Raw genomic sequence first — 18,411 nt, forward strand, 5'->3', positions numbered from 1 at the left:
TTCGGAGACAGATGATGCAGGGTTTGAAGGACAGGGATCTCTTTCGCCAGGCCGGCCTGATCGGCGGCGCATGGAAGGCAGCGGCATCGGGCAAGGCGGTCGACGTGATCGACCCGGCAACGCAGGCAGTTATCGGCAGCGTGCCGGATATGGGCGGAGGGGAAACCCGGGCGGCGGTGGAGGCCGCCGATGCGGCCTTCGGCCCCTGGAGAAAAAAGACCCATGCCGAGCGGGCGGCCCTTCTCGAAAAATGGTTCACCCTGATGATCGAGCATATGGACGATCTTGCGCTGATCCTGACCACGGAACAGGGCAAGCCGCTTGAGGAGGCGAAGGGAGAAATCCGCTATGGCGCATCCTTCGTCAAATGGTTCGCGGAAGAAGCTCGCCGTATTGGCGGCAGCACCATCCCTTCACCGACACCGGACCGGCGCATTGTGGTGCTGAAAGAACCGGTCGGCGTCTGCGGCATCGTCACCCCGTGGAACTTCCCGAATGCGATGATCACGCGCAAGGTAGCACCCGCACTTGCCGCCGGCTGCACCGTCGTCATCAAGCCTTCTGAATTCACGCCCTATTCGGCACTGGCGCTCGGTGTTCTCGCCGAACGGGCCGGTATTCCCGCTGGTGTCATCAACATCGTGACCGGCATGCCGACCCATATCGGCAACGAAATCATGGCGAATGAGACGGTGCGGAAAATTTCCTTCACGGGCTCAACCCGCGTTGGCTCACTCCTGATGCGAGGCGCTGCCGACAGTGTAAAGCGGCTCTCGCTGGAACTGGGCGGCAACGCGCCCTTTATCGTTTTCGACGATGCCGATCTCGATCTGGCCGTGGAAGGCGCGCTCGTTTCGAAGTTCCGCAATGGTGGGCAGACCTGCGTCTGCGCCAACCGCATTCTCGTTCAGGCAGGCGTTTATGACGCCTTTGCAAAAAAACTGGCGGATCGCGTTGATGCCATGCGGGTCGGTCCCGGAACGGAGGCCGGTGTGTCCATCGGCCCGATGATCAATGAGCCGGCCATAACGAAGATCCGCGCCCATGTGGAAGATGCCGTGGCCAAAGGTGCGAAGATCATCACCAGACCCCGCCCTCTACCGGAAGGTCCGCAATACACCGCCCCCATTGTGCTGATCGGCGCAACGACCGGCATGCGTCTGGCAAGCGAAGAGACCTTCGGCCCGGTCGCTCCCCTCTTCCGTTTTGAAACGGAAGAAGAGGCGATCGCCATCGCCAACGGTACCCCGTTTGGGCTTGCGGCCTACTTCTACACTGAAAGCCTCAGACGCGCCTGGCGCGTGGGTGAAGCGCTGGAATTCGGAATGGTGGGCCTCAACACCGGCGCGATTTCCACCGAGGTCGCGCCTTTTGGCGGGGTCAAGCAATCCGGCCTTGGCCGCGAAGGCGCGCAGGTCGGCATCGAAGAATATCTGGAAATAAAGACGTTCCATATCGGCGGACTTGCCTGATACTTCTTTCCCATCCCCGACTAAAGGGTCGCCCAGCGACCCTTCTTTTTTTGCAGATCGACAAGAAACGAGATACCTGTGCGGAATGGAAGCGCGGCCCGAATGAGCGCCTTCTTCAGTGGGCCGCGTCGATCATCGCGATCCAGCCGGCAGCCCGGCGGGCGGCTTCGGCCAGGACGGGTTTCGGAGCCTTATACCACTCATTTTCCGGCAGTTCTCGTTTCAGACGAACGAAGCTTATCGCGTCGTCCAGGGTCGGAAACTCCGCTGGCAGTGTGAGATGGAGGAAGAGCGCGACGACGGCGACAGAGCGGGAACGACCCCCCCGGCAATTGATGAGTACATTGCCGCGCTCCCGTCGGGGATAAGATGGTTTTTCCGGCAGAATCTGCTCCAGCGCCGCCCGCAGAATATAATGGGCTGCCACCATTTGGGTATCAGGATTTCCGGCCCCGTCGATCAGACCGATCTTGTAATATCGGATTTCGCCCGGCCCATAGACGCTGCCTTCATGATCTGAAACCACATCGGACTGCTCCACGAAATTGAAGTCCAGATTGACGGCACAATTGACGACGGTGGTAATGCCGTTCTGACGCAGAAGATTGAGATCGCTCGCACCCTCTTTGCCCGAAATGAAGAGATCGACACCATAAAGCGGATGCCGTTCATAGATGCGGCTGAGCTTCGGCAGTTCGCCGCTTTCCTGCTCTCGGGCTATGGTCTGTTGCGGTTGCGGCATGTCATGTCTCCCCGGCACCGGTACGGCAGCCGTCATATCTTTGCTTTTTCAGTTTCTGCGGCGGTTGGCCCGTGTTGCACCGACGTCTTGGCGCTGCGGCTTGCGGATATGGCTCGTGCCACCCGCTGCAATGTCGGATAGTTGGCCCCCTCACCCGTGGCTATATAACCCGGACAAAGGAATTCGGCGGCGCCTTCCGCCACCTTTCCAAGAGTGAGAGGTTCATAGGTGCCGCCGGCATTTTTGAGAATGAGGATGGCGGCTGCCACATCCCAGGCGTTGACGCCGAAACCAGCGGCCGCATCCGTCCAGCCCGCCGCGACGTGAGCAATGCTGAGCGCAGCGCTGCCGGGCCGGCGCAATGTAGAAAAGGTCTCAGTAAGAGTACCGAAATTGGCCAGCGCCGCTTCCCGCCCATCCAGCCGGAAATCGCGCGAGACGGGATAGCCGGTGATGAGCGTCGCCCGTGTCTCGTCCGAGACGCTACGCGAGCGCAGCCTTTCGCCGTTCAGATAAGACGCCTGGACATCGGCCGAAAACATCTGCTCCGCGACAGGGTCATAAACCACGCCGGCAACAACCTTCCCGTCGATAACGGCGGCAATGGACACGCACCAGAAGGCAAGGCCGCGGGCGAAATTTGCCGTGCCGTCGATGGGGTCGACATACCATTGCACCTCACCGCTACCGATCTGGCCGCCCTCCTCACCCATGATGGCCGAGTTGGGTTCCCGTTCGAGAATGATGGTGCGAATGGCGGCCTCGGCGCGCTTGTCGTGGATAGTCACGATATCGTGGAGATCGACCTTGTAGTCCACTGTCATATCCGATCGGAATGCCGCAAGCAGAGGATCGCGCACGGCACGCGCCGCTGTTTCGGCGATTTTCATCAACCGCACGGAGCGGGAAAAAGCGCCCTCATCTCCAGGATTTCGTTCGCTCAATGAGGTCTGCATCGGCATGTCCATTCCGTTCATTCGCAAAAAGGAGGAGGCGGCGCGGCCAGGACCGCGCCAGCCGGGATTACTTCGTGTAGTTGACGCGCCAGAAATCCTGCCACTCCTCGCGCCGATCGAAATCATCGAGACCCGTAGCAGAATTGTATCCCATCAGCCGGTCGGCAACCTTCATCAGCCCCGAAGGCTCATCATCCGGCATCTTGATGTCGGTATTGGTCGGCAGCTTACCGTCCTTCATCTGCGGGGCGATGCCCTCTTCCGTCAGGATATAGTGGATAAAGAGCTAGGCCGTGTTCGGGCTTTTGGTCTTGGAGGCCATCAGGCCGAGCTTGATATAGGTCCAGCCGACCCAGGGATCGAGGTCGGTGCAGAGGCCGAGCTTGTAGCCCTTGTCGGCATTGTCGCGAAATTTGGCTGAACTTAGCAGGCCGAAGAAGGGCTGGTTCTGGCCGGGCGCGCCGACCGCTTCCGCAACCGGGTCGTCGCCGTCGGTGGCGAGCGGGCCATTCGCAGCCAGCGCCTTTATCCACGCAGCTGCCGCACTCTTTTCCTCCGTCTCCCTGCCGAAATGAGCCTTATAGGCCGCCGCTATCTTTTCATTACCGTGGGCTTCAAGCTGGTTGAACCAGTCGGTATAGGTGCTCTTGCTGAGCGGATCGACCATGGCGACCTTGCCTTTCCATTTCGGCTCGGTCAGTTCCCAGATATTCGTCACCGGGCATTTGTCATAGGCTTCGGTATTATACGCCCAGACGTTGGCGTTGGTGGAAATGGCCAGTGGGTTTTGAAACTGCGCCGGAATTTTCGGGGTCATGTCGCCCGGCAGGTAATTTTCCACAAAACCCGCCGGCAGAAGCTGGGCAAGTGCAGAGGGCGCATCGGTAATCAACACCACATCCCCCTGCACATTGTTCGACTGGCTTTCGCGGATGATCATCTCCAGCTGGCTATTGGCGGAGACCTTTACGCCCGTCGCCTTCAGCCCGTATTTGGCGCTGAATTTATCCGCCATCTCAACGATCTTGCCGGTGCTGTCATAGATGTTGATCGGCTTCTCCTGCTTTGCCGCCGCAAGGACAGCGTCGAGATCGAAGGGCTCTTCAGCCGCGGCGGGCAGAGCGGAAGCGCCTATAATCATTGCACCTGCGGCCATGGCCGAGGCAGCCCTCAATTTCATTTTTCGCATCGTTTCCCCTCCCAAGGAAAAGACAGGCGGGTTTGCACCCCGCCTTCCGTTTATTTTTTGTAATTCACACGCCAGAAATCCTGCCAGCCTTCGCGCTTGTCGAGATCGTCGGCCGCCGTTGCGGCGTCGAAAGCCATCAGCTCATCGAGATGATCGGCGACCCTCGAAGGCTCATCCGCCGGCAGGGCGATTTTCATATTGCCGGAAAGCTTGCCGTCAGCGGTCTGAGGCGCGATGCCTTCTTCCGTCATCAGATAATGCAGGAAGAGTTTCGCGGCATTCGGGCTTTTCGTTTGCCCGGCAATCAGGCCGAAACCGGGATAGAGGAATCCGGAAAATGGCTTTACACCGCTGCAAAGACCGAGCTTCAGCCCCTTGGTTTCATTGTCACGATACTTCGCGACCGAGGTGATGACGAAGAAGGGATCGGTCTGTCCCGGAGCACCGGCAGCGTCCGCCACCGAACTGGAATCCGTCAGGAGCGGCGCATTTTCGGCAAAGGCTTTCACCCAGGCAGCCGTTGCGCTTTTTTCGCCCGTTTCCAGCTTCTTGCCGTAGAGGTCCTCGTAGGCTTTGGCGACATCGGCATCGTGGTGGGTTTCGATCTGGTTGAACCAGTCGGCATAAAGCGGTTTGTCGAATAGATCGAGCATGGCAAGCTTGCCCTTCCAACGCGGCTCCGTCAGCTGCCAGATGTTGGTGACCGGGCATGTGTCGTATTTCTCGGTATTGTAGGTCCAGACATGCGGGTCTGAGACGACCACGAGCGGATCCCGCAGCTTCTGCGGAATATCGCCTTCGATATCAGGCGGCGTCCAGCTGGTAGCGATACCTGCCGGCAGAAGCTCGCCCATGGCGGAGGCAACATCCGTGGCCACGCTCACATCGCCGACGACATTGCCAGCCCGATGTTCGCGGATCATCAGCTCGACCTGCGTCGCCTCGTTCACCTTCTTGCCGCTGGCCTGCACGCCATACTTGGCCGTAAACGCCTGCGCGGTATCCACGATCTTACCGGTCACCGCATAAACCGTAATCGGCTTTTCCTTCTTCGCGGCAGCGATGAGCGCATCGAGATTGAAGGCTTCCTGCGCATGCGCGGCCCCGCCAAGTGCCAGCGAGACGCCGAGGCAAAGTGCGGAGGCGGTCCCCCGCCGCCTGCGCTCGTTGCCATTATTATTCCTAGCCATGATCGTCACGAATTGGTCCCCCATTATTTTTTGTAGTTCACACGCCAGAAGTCCTGCCAGGTTTCACGCGCATCCCAGTCTTCAAGACTGGTCGCCATGCTGTAGGGCAGAATGTTATCGAGGACGGCGCCAATACCCGATGGCTCGTCAGCGGGCAGACTTACCTCCCTGTTGGTCGACATTTTGCCGTCGATCGCCTGCGGCGCGATGCCTTCGGCAGTCATGATGTAGTGAATGAAAAGCTTCGCCGCATTCGGGCTGTTCGTGCCCTTGGTGATCAGCCCGACGCCCGGATAGAGCCAGCCGACCCAGGGTTTCAGCTCCTTGCAGAGGCCGAGTTTCATGCCCTTCTCGGCATTGTCGCGGAACTTGGCCGAACTGATGAGGCCCATGAAGGGTTCTTTCTGACCGGGAGCACCAACGGCTTCGGCAGCAGCCGCATCGGCGTCGGTCAGAAGCGGAGCATTGGCGGCAAGCGCCTTCACCCAGGCTGCCGTCGCGCTCTTTTCCCCGGTTTCGAGGTCCTTGCCGTAAAGCGCCTTGTAGGCCGCTTTCACTTCACCATCGCCGTGGCTGGCCATCTGGTTGAACCAGTCGACATAGGATGCCTTGCCGAGCGGATCCTGCATCGCCACCTTGCCCTTCCACTTCGGGTCGGTCAGTTCCCAGATATTGGAAACGGGGCATTTGTCGAAGAGTTCGCTATTATAAGCCCAGACATTGGCGCTGGTGACGACGGTCAGCGGGTCCTGATACTCCGGCGGAATATTGCCGGCCATATCCGGCGGCAGCCAGCTTTCGACAAAACCGAGCGGAATAAGCTGCGCCATCGCGGCCGGCGCATCGCTGATGATCGAGACGTCACCCTGAATATTGTTGGCGCGCGCCTCGCGGATGATCATCTCCAGCTGGGCGGAGGCCTTCACCTTCGCGCCCTCAGCGCCGACACCGTATTTCGCGGCGAAGTTCTTCGCCATTTCAACGATCTTTCCCGTGCTGTCATAGACGGTGATCGGTTTTTCTTTTTTCGCCGCCTCGATCAGGGCATTGAGGTCGAAAGGCTCTCCCGCTTTCGCCACGCCGCCAAGCGTTGCGGCAATCGCCGTTGCGCATAAGAGCCGGCTCAGGCCCGCTATTGTCCGCTTCATCCTGCTTCTCCTTCAGCCGTCTCGGCGGCGTTTTCAGTTGTAGGTGCTGTGGCGCAGAACGGCGTCCGCCTCGGTGATCCTCTGCCCCCTGGCATCGAAGGCGTGAAGGGCTTCGGGCGGCACGTGAAAGAACACGCGGTCGCCGCTGTCGATACGCGGCAGGGAGTGGGTGGTCAGGAACAGCGTGTGGTTCTCGCTTCTGAGTTCGAGAATCCAGCTGCCGCCGGTCGGCAGCACGCCGGTCACCGTCATCTCGCCGGCGAAGCTGCCTTGCGGCACATCCTCGGACTTCATCACATAACCCATGGCTTCCGGCCGCATGCCGATCGAGGCAATGCCGCGCAGTTGCGGATAACGGGTTGCGAAATAGGCTTCCGCGCTGTCGGCTATGTCCGACACCCCGGGCTGGCCGAAAGTCAGTATGTTGATCGGCGGGCTGCCGACGAATTCGGCGACGAAACGATTGGCCGGACGGTCGTAGATATCGTTCGGCGTGCCCATCTGCTGCAGCGTGCCTTCGTTCATGACGGCAATGGTGGTGGCAAGTGTCATGGCTTCCCACTGGTCATGCGTCACGAAGACGATGGTCGTCTTGAATTCCTTGTGCAGCCGCTTCAGCTCGGCGCGCATTTCAAGCCGCAGCCGGGCATCCAGATTGGAGAGCGGCTCATCGAGAAGCAGAACGCCCGGATTGACGGCGAGCATGCGGGCAAGCGCCACACGCTGCTGCTGACCACCGGAAAGCTGCGACGGATAGCGGTCGCGATATTTGGCGATGTCGAGCGCCTGCATGACGCGCTCGACACGGGCTTCACGCTCGGCCTTCGGCAGCTTGCGCAGGCGCAGGCCGAAATCGGTATTGCGCTCGATGGTCAGATGCGGCCATAGCGCGTAGCTCTGGAAAACAAGGCCCATTTCACGTTTTTCCGGCGGCACGAAAATGCCTTCGGTCACGGAATCGATCACCCGGTCGCCGACGCGGATCTCTCCGCCCGAGAGGTTTTCGAGGCCAGCTATCATGCGAAGCGTGGTGGTCTTGCCACAGCCGGAAGGCCCGAGCAGGCACATGAACTCGCCGTCGCGGATTTCGAGATCGAGATCGGAAACCGCATTCGCGGAATTCACGCCGTAGTTTTTCTGCGCACCGCGCAGGTTGATGGTAGGCATCAGCTTCCAAGTCCTTCTGCAAGATTTGTGCGGGTCAGCTTCTGGGCCAACAGCGTGCCGAAATAGGCAATGGCGGCGATGATCAGCACCACGGCGTTGGCAGCCTGCGTGTAGTGGTAGTCGACCAGCCGCAGCGAATAGGTGGTCAGAACATCCGTGCTCGGCACGGCGAGGATCACGAAGAGGCTGAGACCCTTGATGCCCGAAATGAAGGGCAGGAGAACCCCGGTCACCAGCGACCCTTTCTGGATCGGGATGACGATCGAGATCATGCGGCGGAACCAGCCTGCACCGGCGATCTGGGCAGCCTCTTCCGGGTCCTTTCCAAGCTGCGTCATGGCGGAAATGCCGGCTCGCGAAGCATAGGGCATCTGGTCAGCGATCAGCGCCAGGATGAGGATCGTCACCGTACCATAGAGCGCCGGCATCGGCCCGCGCGGAACGGCAAAGAGCGACAGATAGGCGGCGGCAAAGGCAATGCCGGGCACGAGATAGGGCAGGAACGTCACCTGTCGCAGGTAGACGGACAGGGCACGCACCGGCGTGCGGATGACGACATAACCAACGAGCAGGCCAAGAATGCCCGATGTGAGCGAGGCAAGCCCGACGATCATCATCGTGTTTTTTGCGGCAGCCCATAGGTCGGGGCTCAGGAGCACGCCGGTCTGCAAGGCGACGGTGTTGAGGTTGCTGCCAATCCAGTAATCGAGGGTGAAGTTGTCGAACGTGAAGCGGGCCGGCATTTTCATGACCGTCGAGAGCGCCAGGGTCAGAAGCGGCAGGCCGACACTGAGGACGAAGATGGCAGCCGCGAAGCCCGTCGCCGGAAGCCGCATCTTGCCGAGACGGCTCTGCCTGTTCATCGAGCCTTTCGAACCAATGGTCACGAAACGGCGGGCTTCGCGAACGAGGCGGGCGTCGATCATGAGCGTGATGATGCCGATGAGCATGATCGAGGCCGCGACGACACCGGCAACGCCCGTCTGGCGCGACGCAATGCTGCGGAACAGCGATGTGGAGAGAACCTCGAACTTCACGGGCAGCCCGAGAACATAGGGCACGCCGAACTCGCCAAGGCATTTCGCAAAGATCAGCACCATCGAGGACAATAGCGCCGGGCGCATCAGCGGCAGGATGACCTGCAGGGCGACCTGATAACGATGGGCACCGAGAATGCGGGCGGAATCTTCGAGCTGCGAGTCGAAGCGGCGAAGCGCCGAGCCGAACAGCAGGATGACGAAAGGCGTGTAATGCAGGGCAAGGATGATGGTGATCGGGAAACGCCCGTAAGCCACCCAGTCCGGCGGCGTGAGGCCTATCGCCTCGAACCAGCCGGGCTGGCCGCCAACGGTGCGATTTTTAAACAACGTCGTCCAGGCGAGCGCGAAGGTCCAGGCCGGCAGCATATAGGGCACGATCAAGGCCGTGGCGAACCAGCGGCGGCCGAACATGTCCGTTCTGCTGATAAGCCAGGCAAGAACGGTGCCGATGACGATCGAAAGCGCAATCGCCCCGAATGCGACGGTCAACGTATTGAAGAGCGGACGCCAGAAAAGATCCGATGCGACGGGCGAAAAAAACGCCCTGTCGAGATAATAAAGCGTGAGATCGCCGACATCCTTGCCGAGGCGCCGTTCGTGGCCGAACTGGACGCGGACGGCATCGAGAATGATCGAAATGATCGGAACGACGATCAGATAGGTGAAAAGCAGAGCCGTCAGAACGCCGATCAGCGTCGTAGGCTCCCTGAGTGCGACCTTGAGACGATACCGCCAGGCCTGCCATGCCGAAGGCGCGGTCGTCGGGGGACTTCCCAGCGCCTCCGCCTTCGTCGATTCGCTTAAAAGAGCCATTCTCTCTCCCCATATGGCCACGCTTTGCCCTCACGCGCTGGCAAACACCTGCCTTCGCGCGACCCGCAGAACAGGCGGCGCGTGCGTAACCTTCAGCAATGCATCAATGCTTCAGAAGCGGGTGTTTCACCCGCTGACAACGATGATCCCAGCTCCTCCCGAAAACATCGCGGGCAAAGCAATTATGGAATAAAAATTCCATATCTCGCTCTACCTTGGAATGCATGATCCGTCTTAAAAGACGTTTTGTCAATGAAAAAATGCACACGTGATCATTAAGTTATTTATTTGTTTTCAAACGTGTTTTTGTCACAAAACTGTAATTTTTGAACGGCGCCGGGCAGGAAATGTTTTTCCTGTCCCGACGCCTGTGGAACGGATTGGATATTTCCTGAAACGCCAGAGAGCTTTTCTCAAGGGTGACGGGGTGCTGGTGAAATTGGAATAGCCGACATCCCGTAGCCTGTGATATCAGGCATTGGATTTCGGAACCGGGGGAGTCGGATGGCAAGAGGGTTCGTGACGGCCGAAGAGGTGGCGAAAAAGGCCGGGGTTTCACGCTCCGCCGTCTCTCGTACCTTCACACCCGGCGGCAGCGTATCGAAGGCCGTCCGGCGCAAGGTGCTGAAAGCCGCACAGGAACTCGGCTACCGCGTCAACCGTCTGGCGCAGGGTCTCAACAACGACCGCTCCAATCTCATCGGGGTCGTCGGTGCCAATCTCAGCTCCCCATTTATTTCAAAACAGCTCGATCTCCTCAGCATCGGCCTCCTGCGCCGGGGCTTGCAATGCCTGTTGCTGAATGCGGCAGATGCCCGCAAGGACATTGCGCCGCTGATCGAGCTTCTCTTCGAATTCCGCGCGCAGGCCATCGTGGTCCTTTCCGGCGAACCGCCGGCTTCGATCGTCGATGAATGCATCGCCAATGGCGTGCGCCTCATTCTCATAAATCAGCGTCTTGATCGCACCGACACGAATATGGTGTTGAGCGACGATTCCCATGGCGCCGATCTTGCCGCCATGCGGCTTGTGGCGGCGAAATGCAGGAAAGTCGCGGTCGTTTCCAGCGGTAGCCAGACGCCGGCTCAGCTGCGCCGCGCCGGTGCCTTCACCCAGCGCATGACGGTTGAAGGCATCGAGGTCGTGCCCTGGTCCGGTGGTCCAACCAGCTATGACAGCGGCTATCAGGCCGGCTGCGAATTGCTGGCGGACAAGTCCATCGATGGCGCCTTCTGCGTGACCGATCTGCTCGCGCTCGGCTTCATGGACGCCGCTCGTCTCGAAATGGACCGCCGGGTGCCGGAAGACATCTCGATCGTCGGCTTCGACGACATTCCGCAGGCGGGCTGGAAAAGCTACCAGCTGACGACCGTTGCCCAGTCCTTCGACGCGTTGACGGAGAAGGTCCTGACCGCTCTTGACAGCGACGAGCCGGAAACGCGGCTCCAGGTCGTGCCCGTTTCCATGGTGGAGCGCATTACCGCACGCTAACCCGCCTGCCGGATCCGGCTTTCGATCAGCAGCCCGCTCTCATCGAGGATCGGGTGGGCGACGGCTGCAAGATGGGCGTTGATGCGCTTGAGATCGCGCAACATGTCCAGATGCACCGAACTCGTCTGAATGCTGTCAACCCGGCCGTCGCGCAGGCGCTGGAGATGGCTTTCTGACGATTGTTTTTCCAGCCGCCGCACATCTTCCTTCACTTCCACCAACCGACGGGCAAGATCGGCGTTGCGAGTGGCGAAAACGGACTGTGCCATGCGGATATTATCGAGCGTGACGGCAAAAAGACGCTCAAGTTCACTTTTCCCATCATCGGAAAAGCGGAGGCCGAGATCGATCTTCTTGGCAATCTCCGGACGGATACCTTTTTCGATGATATCGCCGATATGTTCGAGATTGATGGCATATTCGACAATATCCATCGCACGACGCTGGTCCTTGCGGGCCAGGCCATTCTGTCCGACCTTCGAGACATAAACCTTGATTTCATGCTGCAGGCGGTCGACCCGGCCCTCCAGGCTACTGATATCGTTGAGTTTTGCGGCATCGCTGTCCCGCATGGCCTCACTCGCCTGCCGCAGCATAAGCTCGATCAGGTCGCCGACCAGCAGCACCTCGCGGCTTGCACCGGCAAGCGCCGCAACCGGTTGATCGAGATCGTGACTGTCGAGATAGCTGTGATTGTTTTCGGTGCTCTCTCTGTCCGGCAGCAGCATCGTCGTTATTCGCAGAAGCACTGGCGAGAGCGGCCACGCGAAGGCGGCAACAGCGAAATTGAAGGCGAGATGCGCATCCACCGCTAGATTCGCATGCGAAAAGGGTGACATGTCCAGCAGGGCCGCGGCATATCCGGCCAGCGGCAGCGCTGCGAGGCAGCCGATGGCCCTGACGACGAGATTTCCCACCGTCACCCGGCGTGCCGCGATCGGGGCTTTCAGCGTCGCCAGTACCGGCGGCACCGCGCCGCCCAGATTGGCGCCGAGCACCAGAACGATCACGAGGCTCGTTTCCATGCCGCCGCTGGCGGCAAGCGACAGGATCAGAACGACGATGGCGAGACTGGAGGAGGCAAGAACAGCAAGGACGGCGGAGAAGATCAGCGCCACAGGCCAGGCATCACCGAGCATGCCGATAAAGAGACCCAGTGCTGGCGACTGCCTGATGGGATCAGTTGCAGCCGAGAGAAGATGAAGGGACAGCAGCATGAGACCGACACCGGCCACCGCCGCCCCGCCTCCCTGCCGCTGCACCGATTTGCCACGCGACAGGATGACACCCGCAAGGATGAGCAACGGCGACAGCCAGCCAAGCCCGAGAGCGACAATCCACGCCGTCATCGCAGTTCCGACATTGGCGCCGAGCAGGACGATTTGCGCCATGGCCGGCGCGATGAGGTCCTTCTCGACGAAAGAGGCGACCATCAGCGCGGTGGCAGTGGAACTCTGCAAGGCGATTGTCGCCACGAGACCAGCGAAGAAGGAGCGATACCGGCCGCGCGTGCCGGCGGCCAGACCGATGCGGAGCCTCGCACCAAAGGCGCGTGACATGCCATCCTTTATCTGCGCAAGCCCGAAAAGTAGCAAAGCCACGGCACCGAACAGGTTGATGCCGACAACGACCGATTCCATTCAATCACCCCGCCTGCCGTCCCGGCGGCCGGACAGCAATCAACCCCGCCATGATAGACCGCCCCTTCCGCAAATCGTCGGATCAAACCGCAACGCGTTCACGCTGCGACCCGAGCCGAAGCGTAATGTCGCGCGGGCTGCCTTCTGCACGCTCAAGAAACAGGCCGAGCGCTCCGAGGAAGATTTCGATAAAACTCCTGACGGACCCGTCGTGACGATCCGGCGCGCGGCCGAAACGCTGCGCCAATTTCCGATAGAGGCAGAGCCGCTCATGCGGGATATGCGGCAGGGCTAGACCCGCCGCCTGTCGCAGGCAATACCAGTCGGCAATCAACTCGAACATGGGCAATTCGAATGACAGCGCAAGTCCATCAGACAGTTCGTGGCCATCCTGCCCAAGCAGGAGGAGAACCTCCTGCACGGTTTTGTCGGAGATTGCCGCAACGATCTCTGCCGGCCATTCCTTGCTGAAATAGCGATGCCTGATCAGCGCCCGCTTGTGGCCAAGCAGGAACCCACCATAATCACCGGCTGCAAAAGACGGGTCGTCCTCTTCACCTGCCAGTACCGTCTCCTGCGCGTAACCCTGGCAAATACGGTCATTGACCGGCAGAGCGGTCATTTCCACCGTTTCCACGCTGATGTCCTGCCGGGCTGGATGGATGACCTTGAATCCGGGAGGAAAGGCGACGAGCGAAGGGACGGCAATATTGGTGAGCGACCTATCACCCTCCCCACCCTGCGTCACCCCCTCGACATGCAGGTGCCCGCTGAAATGGACGGTTAACCCAGCCCGCACCAGCGCGTCTTCCACCGCTTTGCGTGGCGTACGGCGCACGACATTGGTTTCACCGAACAGGGCACCTTCGGCACGGCTTGCTCCATCGAAGGGATCAAGCACCGGATAATGGGAAAAGCCGAGCAAGGTCTTGCCGAGCAGCTCCGCCCTGTGGCGCACGTGGGCAATCCAGTCAATGATGAAGGGCTTGCAACGCAGGAGCGCGTTCCAGCCACCCGAAGTGCTGTCGGTAAAGGCGGCTTCCTCACCTCGCTGAAAGACACCGTCGAGCGGCTCGAAAATATTCGCATCGATCATCAGGAGCCAGAGGCCCTCTTCCGGCTCGACAAGATAGGAGGCGTCCATCAAGCGATAGACATTCCGCCCATCGGGAGAGCGCACGTCGTAGAGCCGGTCTTCCGGCGCGTCGGACGCGCCGAAGGGCGTCTCCCAATGCAGATAATCCGGCTGGCGGAAATAACCGAAAGCCCCCATCGGATCGAGGCCGGCGGGATAACCTTCGCAGTACATGCGGTCGGTTATGACGACCCCTTCCCCGGTGCAGCGCGCATCGCTGGAAACCAGGACGCCTTTGCCGTTCTCCGTCAGGAATTCCTTGGTGTGATTTCGGCCGCAAGGGCCGAAAATGTCATGGTTCCCGGGCAGCGCATAAAAAGCGGTGCCATGGGTATCGCGATGGCGTTCCAGAATGCCCTTCAGCGTTTCAGTCGTCACCCGCTGGCCGTCATCGGTATAATCGCCGAGCAGCACCACATGGCGAATGCCACGCTGGCGCACCTCTTCCAGCGCCGCATGCAATGCACCCGCGCTCTCGTTGAAAACCCGGGTGGATTCACGCGTTTCCGACCAGCTGCGCATGGTGATGCGCTCACCATCGATTTCGATGCCGGGAAACCCGAAATCCGCTGAAGTATCATGAAAATGCGCATCGGCAATGACGGCAACGGAAGGCAGCATATGTGTCAGCATGATTGCGCGATCTTTCTGCCCTCAACCAAGTCGATCCATTCGGAAGCACGGCGGGCGGCGGCATAAAGCATCGGTTTCGGCGTCTCGAACCATTCGTCAGGCCGCAATTCCCGTTTCGTACGAATCACGGCCAGCGCATCGTCGAGGGTCGGATAGAGGTCGGGCTGCTGCTTGTGCAGGAAAAGCGCCACCAGCGAGACGGAACGGCTGCGGCCGCTGCGGCAGTTGACAAGCACATTGCCGCCATCGACAAAGGGATAAGTCTCCCGCTTCGGCATGGTCTGGCGAAGTGCGCCATCGAGTATGTAATAAGCGCCCAGCATCATGGTGTCAGGGCTGCCATCGCCGTCGATCAGGCCAAGCTTGTAATAGCGGATGTCACCATAACCCACAGCCCGCCGGTCGCCTTCTTCGGCCATCGTCTGCACGAGATTGATATCAAGATTGACGGCGCAATTAACGACGGTCGTAATGCCGTGCCGGCGCAGAAGCTCCCGGTCGCCAGCACCATCGCTACCGCCGATGTAAAGGGCGGCATTATGCGGACCGAGCCCTTCCGCAATCAGGCTGATTGCCGGGCGGGCATAAACGGGTCCATCCATTTCATTCCTCCACATGCGCGAACACCCCGAACAGGTGTTCGCCTGAAATCAGGCCGAGGCGGCGCGCTGCCGGTCCGACGGCGTCCTTTCGGCAAGGGGTATATTCGCTGCCTGGCTGACGCCTCTGGCAACACCGCGGGCCGCAGCCAGAACAGGCCCGCCATCCCGAAGACTGCCAATCTCCAGAAATGGGCAGACATCGCCGCCAGCTTCGCTGACGAGTAGCAAGCCCGCAAGACAATCCCATGAATTCATATGCAATTCGAGATAGGCGTCGGAACGACCGTCGGCCACATAGGCAAGCGCCAGCGCTCCAGAGCCTGCACGACGAACATTGCTGCCCATATCGAGCAGGTTCCTGACGATATCGAGATATGTGGAATTCGCGACCCGGGTCGACCAGCCCATCTCGATCGATGACGCATCAAAGCGCGTCGTTTCCGCGGTTTGAATCGGCTGCCCGTTGCGCGTTGCTCCTTCACCGCGACGCGCGAAATAAAGCTCGTCAAGCGCAGGATTATAGATCGCGCCGATTTCCGTTCGCCCCTTCTCGACATAAGCAATGGAGATGCAGAAATGCGGGATGCCACGCGCGAAATTCGCGGTGCCGTCAACGGGATCGACGACCCACACCCGATCGCCGATCTCACCGCCGCCTTCTTCACCAAAGAAACTATCGTCTGGGAAACAAGCCGAGATCGCCCCGCGAATATGCGCCTCGGAAGCCGCATCGGTCACAGTCAGAAAATCCTGCGGCCCCTTCATGGAGAAGCTTCGTGTCGCCTCACCCTGAAAACCTTTGAGCACCAGTTCGCCGGCGGATAAAATAACGCTGCGGCACAGTTCAGCGCGAGCTGCCAATGTATCCGGATAGGGCATCGAGTCCATGCGCAAAACCATTTCTTTTGAGTGAACGCGTGTTCATATTGCACACGCGTTCATTGATTTCAAGAGGGTTTTCTCGGTCAAACATGACTATCGAATGACAAAGTATCGGCATGTTCATTCCGGAAGCTTGCAGGTCTGTTCGCGAGGCAGCGCAATGACTGCGAGCAACAGCCAATGGAACGGTTTTGCAACGCGGGAGTTTCGTTCCTGTAAACCACGACAGGAGGAAAAAATGGATCATAGCAATCACGTACGTCTGGTTGAAACCGAACTGACGCCGTCGGTTCTAGAAGGCGCGACCGTCTATGGCGCCGATGACCACAAGGTCGGGAAGGTTGACCACGTACACGGCGTCGGCGCCGGCAGCACGGCGATCATCGATGTCGGCGGCTTTCTCGGCATCGGCGCAAAGCCCGTCGCAGTTCCGCTCAGCGACCTTGACTTCATGCGCGATGAGGACGGCGATGTCCACGCAGTGACCTCATGGACGAAGGATCAGTTGAAGGACATGCCCGAGCATCGTCACTGAATGCATCCCACCAGATTTCAGAAGCGCCCGGCCATTGCCGGGCGTTCGTTTATTGGGGCACACCCCGCCCCGCACCGCTTCCGCCTGCAAATGGAACACATGCGCATGTCACGCATTTTCACGTCGCGCAATAAATGGTTGCAAGGCATTCAAGGGGACAACAATTGAACAGTCAGATTCAGGCCAGCCCACTGAGCATTGACGACGTGACCGTCATCGATGACGAGAAGGTCAAAAAAGCCGTGACGGCAGCCGCCCTCGGAAATGCCATGGAGTGGTTCGATTTCGGTGTTTACGGCTTTGTCGCCTACGCCGTTGGCAAGGTCTTCTTTCCGGAGGCTGCCCCCGCCGTTCAGACAGTGGCGGCACTTGCGACATTTTCGGTGCCGTTTCTCATTCGTCCGCTAGGTGGCGTTTTCTTCGGGGCGATGGGCGACAGGTTCGGGAGGCAGAAAGTCCTCTCTCTCACCATTATCATCATGGCGGCCAGCACCTTCTGCATCGGCCTCATTCCGGGTTATGCGACCATCGGCATCTGGGCCCCTATCCTTTTGCTGCTCTGCAAGCTCGTTCAGGGCTTTTCCGTGGGCGGGGAATATACCGGTGCGGCCATCTTCGTGGCGGAATATGCGCCCGACCGCAAACGCGGTTATCTCGGCAGCTGGCTCGATTTCGGCTCGATTGCCGGTTTTGTGCTTGGCGCGGGGCTGGTGGTGCTGCTCAGCACCGCCATGGGTGAGGCGAAATTTCTTGACTGGGGCTGGCGCATTCCGTTCTTCCTTGCCGCTCCGCTCGGACTGATCGGCCTTTATCTTCGCCACGCCGCGGAGGAGACGCCGGCTTTCACCGAACGCCTTCACCGCGCTGAAGAGGAGGACCGCCAGTCGTTGAAGGAACGGCCCATGGTCCCCATCGCGGAGATCACCAGCAAACATCTCCGTTCGCTGGCAATCTGCATCGGCATGGTTCTCGTCACCAATGTCACCTACTACATGCTGCTGACTTACATGCCCACATACCTGTCAAAGACGCTGAATTACAGCGAGGATCACGGCGTCCTCATCATCATCGCCGTCATGGTGGGTATGCTGTTCGTCCAGCCGGCCATCGGGCTTTTGAGCGACCGTATAGGCCGCAAACCTTTCCTCGCTGTCGGCAGCACGGCGATCTTTTTTCTCTCGCTACCGGCTTTCCATCTCATCGCCAGCGGGCAGGTGGTCCAGATTTTCTTCGGCTTGCTTATTCTTGCCGTCGCGCTGAACTGCCTGATCGGAATCATGGCCTCGACCTTGCCCGCTCTGTTCCCGGCGCGCATACGCTATAGCGCCCTGGCGATCGCGTTCAACATCTCGATCATCGTCGCCGGCCTGACTCCAACGGCCACGGCCTGGCTGGTGGAAGCGACCGACAACATCTATATGCCGGCCTATTACCTCATGGTCGCCGCTGTCTTCGGGATTGTCACCACTTTCTTCCTGAAAGAGACGGCGAACCGGCCTCTCTATGGCGATACGCCCAACGCCTCCAGCCGCAAGGAGGCGAAATCGCTTCTCGCCGCGCAATATCTGCACATCGAAAAAAGCGTTGAAGAGATCGACGAGGAGCTTCTCAAACTGGAACAGCAGAAAGAAATTCTGCAGGCGAAACGCAGTCAGCTCGTCGGCCGGCACCCGGACCTGAACTAACTCCATCCGCCATAGATGAAATGCGCGGGCAATGCGTATCGCACCCCGCGCATCGATTTTTTCAGGTTTCAATAGGCCTGCGCCGAGAGCA

Annotated in this window: 14 protein-coding genes and 1 pseudogene; 4 read left to right on the forward strand and 11 right to left on the reverse strand. The window is 59.6% G+C overall.

The genetic code is table 11. The features are described from left to right. Positions 1 to 14 precede the first annotated feature (14 nt). Positions 15 to 1,472, forward strand: coding sequence for an NAD-dependent succinate-semialdehyde dehydrogenase (locus EGT36_RS19110; RefSeq protein ID WP_125270853.1), 1,458 nt, complete (start codon positions 15 to 17; stop codon positions 1,470 to 1,472). Between the two features lie 115 nt (positions 1,473 to 1,587). Here EGT36_RS19110 and EGT36_RS19115 read toward each other — a convergent pair whose 3' ends face one another. From EGT36_RS19115 to EGT36_RS19145, 7 genes and pseudogenes are all read right to left on the reverse strand, one after another. Continuing rightward, a complete protein-coding gene (locus tag EGT36_RS19115) occupies positions 1,588 to 2,214 on the reverse strand; it encodes a dual specificity protein phosphatase family protein (RefSeq protein ID WP_006698657.1) in 627 nt (208 codons plus the stop codon). A gap of 32 nt (positions 2,215 to 2,246) precedes the next feature. After that, positions 2,247 to 3,176 (reverse strand): inositol monophosphatase family protein, encoded by a 930-nt coding sequence (locus tag EGT36_RS19120; RefSeq protein WP_161794451.1) that lies wholly within the window; start codon positions 3,174 to 3,176, stop codon positions 2,247 to 2,249. A 61-nt stretch (positions 3,177 to 3,237) separates the two neighbouring features. Further along, positions 3,238 to 4,326 (reverse strand): annotated as a pseudogene (locus EGT36_RS19125) (ABC transporter substrate-binding protein). Positions 4,327 to 4,409: 83 nt separating this feature from the next. Next, the gene (locus EGT36_RS19130) at positions 4,410 to 5,549 is read right to left on the reverse strand and encodes an ABC transporter substrate-binding protein (RefSeq protein ID WP_125270854.1); all 1,140 of its coding nucleotides are present in this window, start codon (positions 5,547 to 5,549) and stop codon (positions 4,410 to 4,412) included. A gap of 23 nt (positions 5,550 to 5,572) precedes the next feature. Further along, positions 5,573 to 6,697 carry an ABC transporter substrate-binding protein gene (locus EGT36_RS19135; protein WP_035208475.1) on the reverse strand — a complete coding sequence of 375 codons (1,125 nt, stop codon included), beginning with the start codon at positions 6,695 to 6,697 and terminating at the stop codon, positions 5,573 to 5,575. A gap of 33 nt (positions 6,698 to 6,730) precedes the next feature. Beyond that, entirely contained in the window at positions 6,731 to 7,864 is a 1,134-nt protein-coding gene (locus EGT36_RS19140; RefSeq protein ID WP_006698661.1) for an ABC transporter ATP-binding protein, read from the reverse strand. Beyond that, positions 7,864 to 9,717, reverse strand: a complete 1,854-nt coding sequence (locus tag EGT36_RS19145; RefSeq protein WP_125270855.1) for an ABC transporter permease — start codon at positions 9,715 to 9,717, stop codon at positions 7,864 to 7,866. Before EGT36_RS19145 ends, EGT36_RS19140 begins: the two co-directional genes overlap by 1 nt. Before the next feature lie 504 nt (positions 9,718 to 10,221). Between EGT36_RS19145 and EGT36_RS19150 the strand changes: the two genes are divergently transcribed. Then, the gene (locus EGT36_RS19150; protein WP_004438242.1) at positions 10,222 to 11,208 is read left to right on the forward strand and encodes a LacI family DNA-binding transcriptional regulator; all 987 of its coding nucleotides are present in this window, start codon (positions 10,222 to 10,224) and stop codon (positions 11,206 to 11,208) included. On the opposite strand, the gene EGT36_RS19155 is transcribed toward EGT36_RS19150, so the two are convergent. The 4 genes from EGT36_RS19155 to EGT36_RS19170 all read right to left on the reverse strand — a co-directional run bounded on the left by EGT36_RS19155 (position 11,205) and on the right by EGT36_RS19170 (position 16,106). Beyond that, positions 11,205 to 12,848 carry a Na/Pi cotransporter family protein gene (locus EGT36_RS19155; protein ID WP_125270856.1) on the reverse strand — a complete coding sequence of 548 codons (1,644 nt, stop codon included), beginning with the start codon at positions 12,846 to 12,848 and terminating at the stop codon, positions 11,205 to 11,207. The genes EGT36_RS19150 and EGT36_RS19155 overlap by 4 nt on opposite strands. An 82-nt stretch (positions 12,849 to 12,930) precedes the next feature. Next, positions 12,931 to 14,616: a metallophosphoesterase family protein gene (locus EGT36_RS19160; RefSeq protein ID WP_125270857.1), complete on the reverse strand. Its 1,686-nt coding sequence runs from the start codon at positions 14,614 to 14,616 to the stop codon at positions 12,931 to 12,933. Beyond that, the gene (locus tag EGT36_RS19165) at positions 14,610 to 15,218 is read right to left on the reverse strand and encodes a dual specificity protein phosphatase family protein (RefSeq protein ID WP_006698666.1); all 609 of its coding nucleotides are present in this window, start codon (positions 15,216 to 15,218) and stop codon (positions 14,610 to 14,612) included. Before EGT36_RS19165 ends, EGT36_RS19160 begins: the two co-directional genes overlap by 7 nt. A 48-nt stretch (positions 15,219 to 15,266) precedes the next feature. Further along, on the reverse strand, positions 15,267 to 16,106 hold the full coding sequence (locus tag EGT36_RS19170; protein ID WP_035208568.1) for an inositol monophosphatase family protein: 840 nt from the start codon (positions 16,104 to 16,106) through the stop codon (positions 15,267 to 15,269). A 232-nt stretch (positions 16,107 to 16,338) separates the two neighbouring features. Between EGT36_RS19170 and EGT36_RS19175 the strand changes: the two genes are divergently transcribed. Then, positions 16,339 to 16,635, forward strand: coding sequence for a PRC-barrel domain-containing protein (locus EGT36_RS19175; protein WP_004438228.1), 297 nt, complete (start codon positions 16,339 to 16,341; stop codon positions 16,633 to 16,635). Positions 16,636 to 16,799: 164 nt separating this feature from the next. Next, positions 16,800 to 18,320, forward strand: coding sequence for a glycine betaine/L-proline transporter ProP (gene proP / locus EGT36_RS19180; RefSeq protein WP_004438219.1), 1,521 nt, complete (start codon positions 16,800 to 16,802; stop codon positions 18,318 to 18,320). Positions 18,321 to 18,411 lie beyond the last annotated feature (91 nt).

The organism is Agrobacterium sp. FDAARGOS_525, from assembly GCF_003938925.1.
Lineage (GTDB): Bacteria > Pseudomonadota > Alphaproteobacteria > Rhizobiales > Rhizobiaceae > Agrobacterium > Agrobacterium pusense.

Bases quoted from the DNA above. Each gene is read 5' to 3' on its own strand.
- EGT36_RS19110 (WP_125270853.1), top strand. From the start codon at position 15: ATGCAGGGTTTGAAGGACAGGGATCTCTTTCGCCAGGCCGGCCTGATC.
- EGT36_RS19115 (WP_006698657.1), bottom strand. From the start codon at position 2,214: ATGCCGCAACCGCAACAGACCATAGCCCGAGAGCAGGAAAGCGGCGAA.
- EGT36_RS19120 (WP_161794451.1), bottom strand. From the start codon at position 3,176: ATGCCGATGCAGACCTCATTGAGCGAACGAAATCCTGGAGATGAGGGC.
- EGT36_RS19130 (WP_125270854.1), bottom strand. From the start codon at position 5,549: ATGGCTAGGAATAATAATGGCAACGAGCGCAGGCGGCGGGGGACCGCC.
- EGT36_RS19135 (WP_035208475.1), bottom strand. From the start codon at position 6,697: ATGAAGCGGACAATAGCGGGCCTGAGCCGGCTCTTATGCGCAACGGCG.
- EGT36_RS19140 (WP_006698661.1), bottom strand. From the start codon at position 7,864: ATGCCTACCATCAACCTGCGCGGTGCGCAGAAAAACTACGGCGTGAAT.
- EGT36_RS19145 (WP_125270855.1), bottom strand. From the start codon at position 9,717: ATGGCTCTTTTAAGCGAATCGACGAAGGCGGAGGCGCTGGGAAGTCCC.
- EGT36_RS19150 (WP_004438242.1), top strand. From the start codon at position 10,222: ATGGCAAGAGGGTTCGTGACGGCCGAAGAGGTGGCGAAAAAGGCCGGG.
- EGT36_RS19155 (WP_125270856.1), bottom strand. From the start codon at position 12,848: ATGGAATCGGTCGTTGTCGGCATCAACCTGTTCGGTGCCGTGGCTTTG.
- EGT36_RS19160 (WP_125270857.1), bottom strand. From the start codon at position 14,616: ATGCTGACACATATGCTGCCTTCCGTTGCCGTCATTGCCGATGCGCAT.
- EGT36_RS19165 (WP_006698666.1), bottom strand. From the start codon at position 15,218: ATGGATGGACCCGTTTATGCCCGCCCGGCAATCAGCCTGATTGCGGAA.
- EGT36_RS19170 (WP_035208568.1), bottom strand. From the start codon at position 16,106: ATGGACTCGATGCCCTATCCGGATACATTGGCAGCTCGCGCTGAACTG.
- EGT36_RS19175 (WP_004438228.1), top strand. From the start codon at position 16,339: ATGGATCATAGCAATCACGTACGTCTGGTTGAAACCGAACTGACGCCG.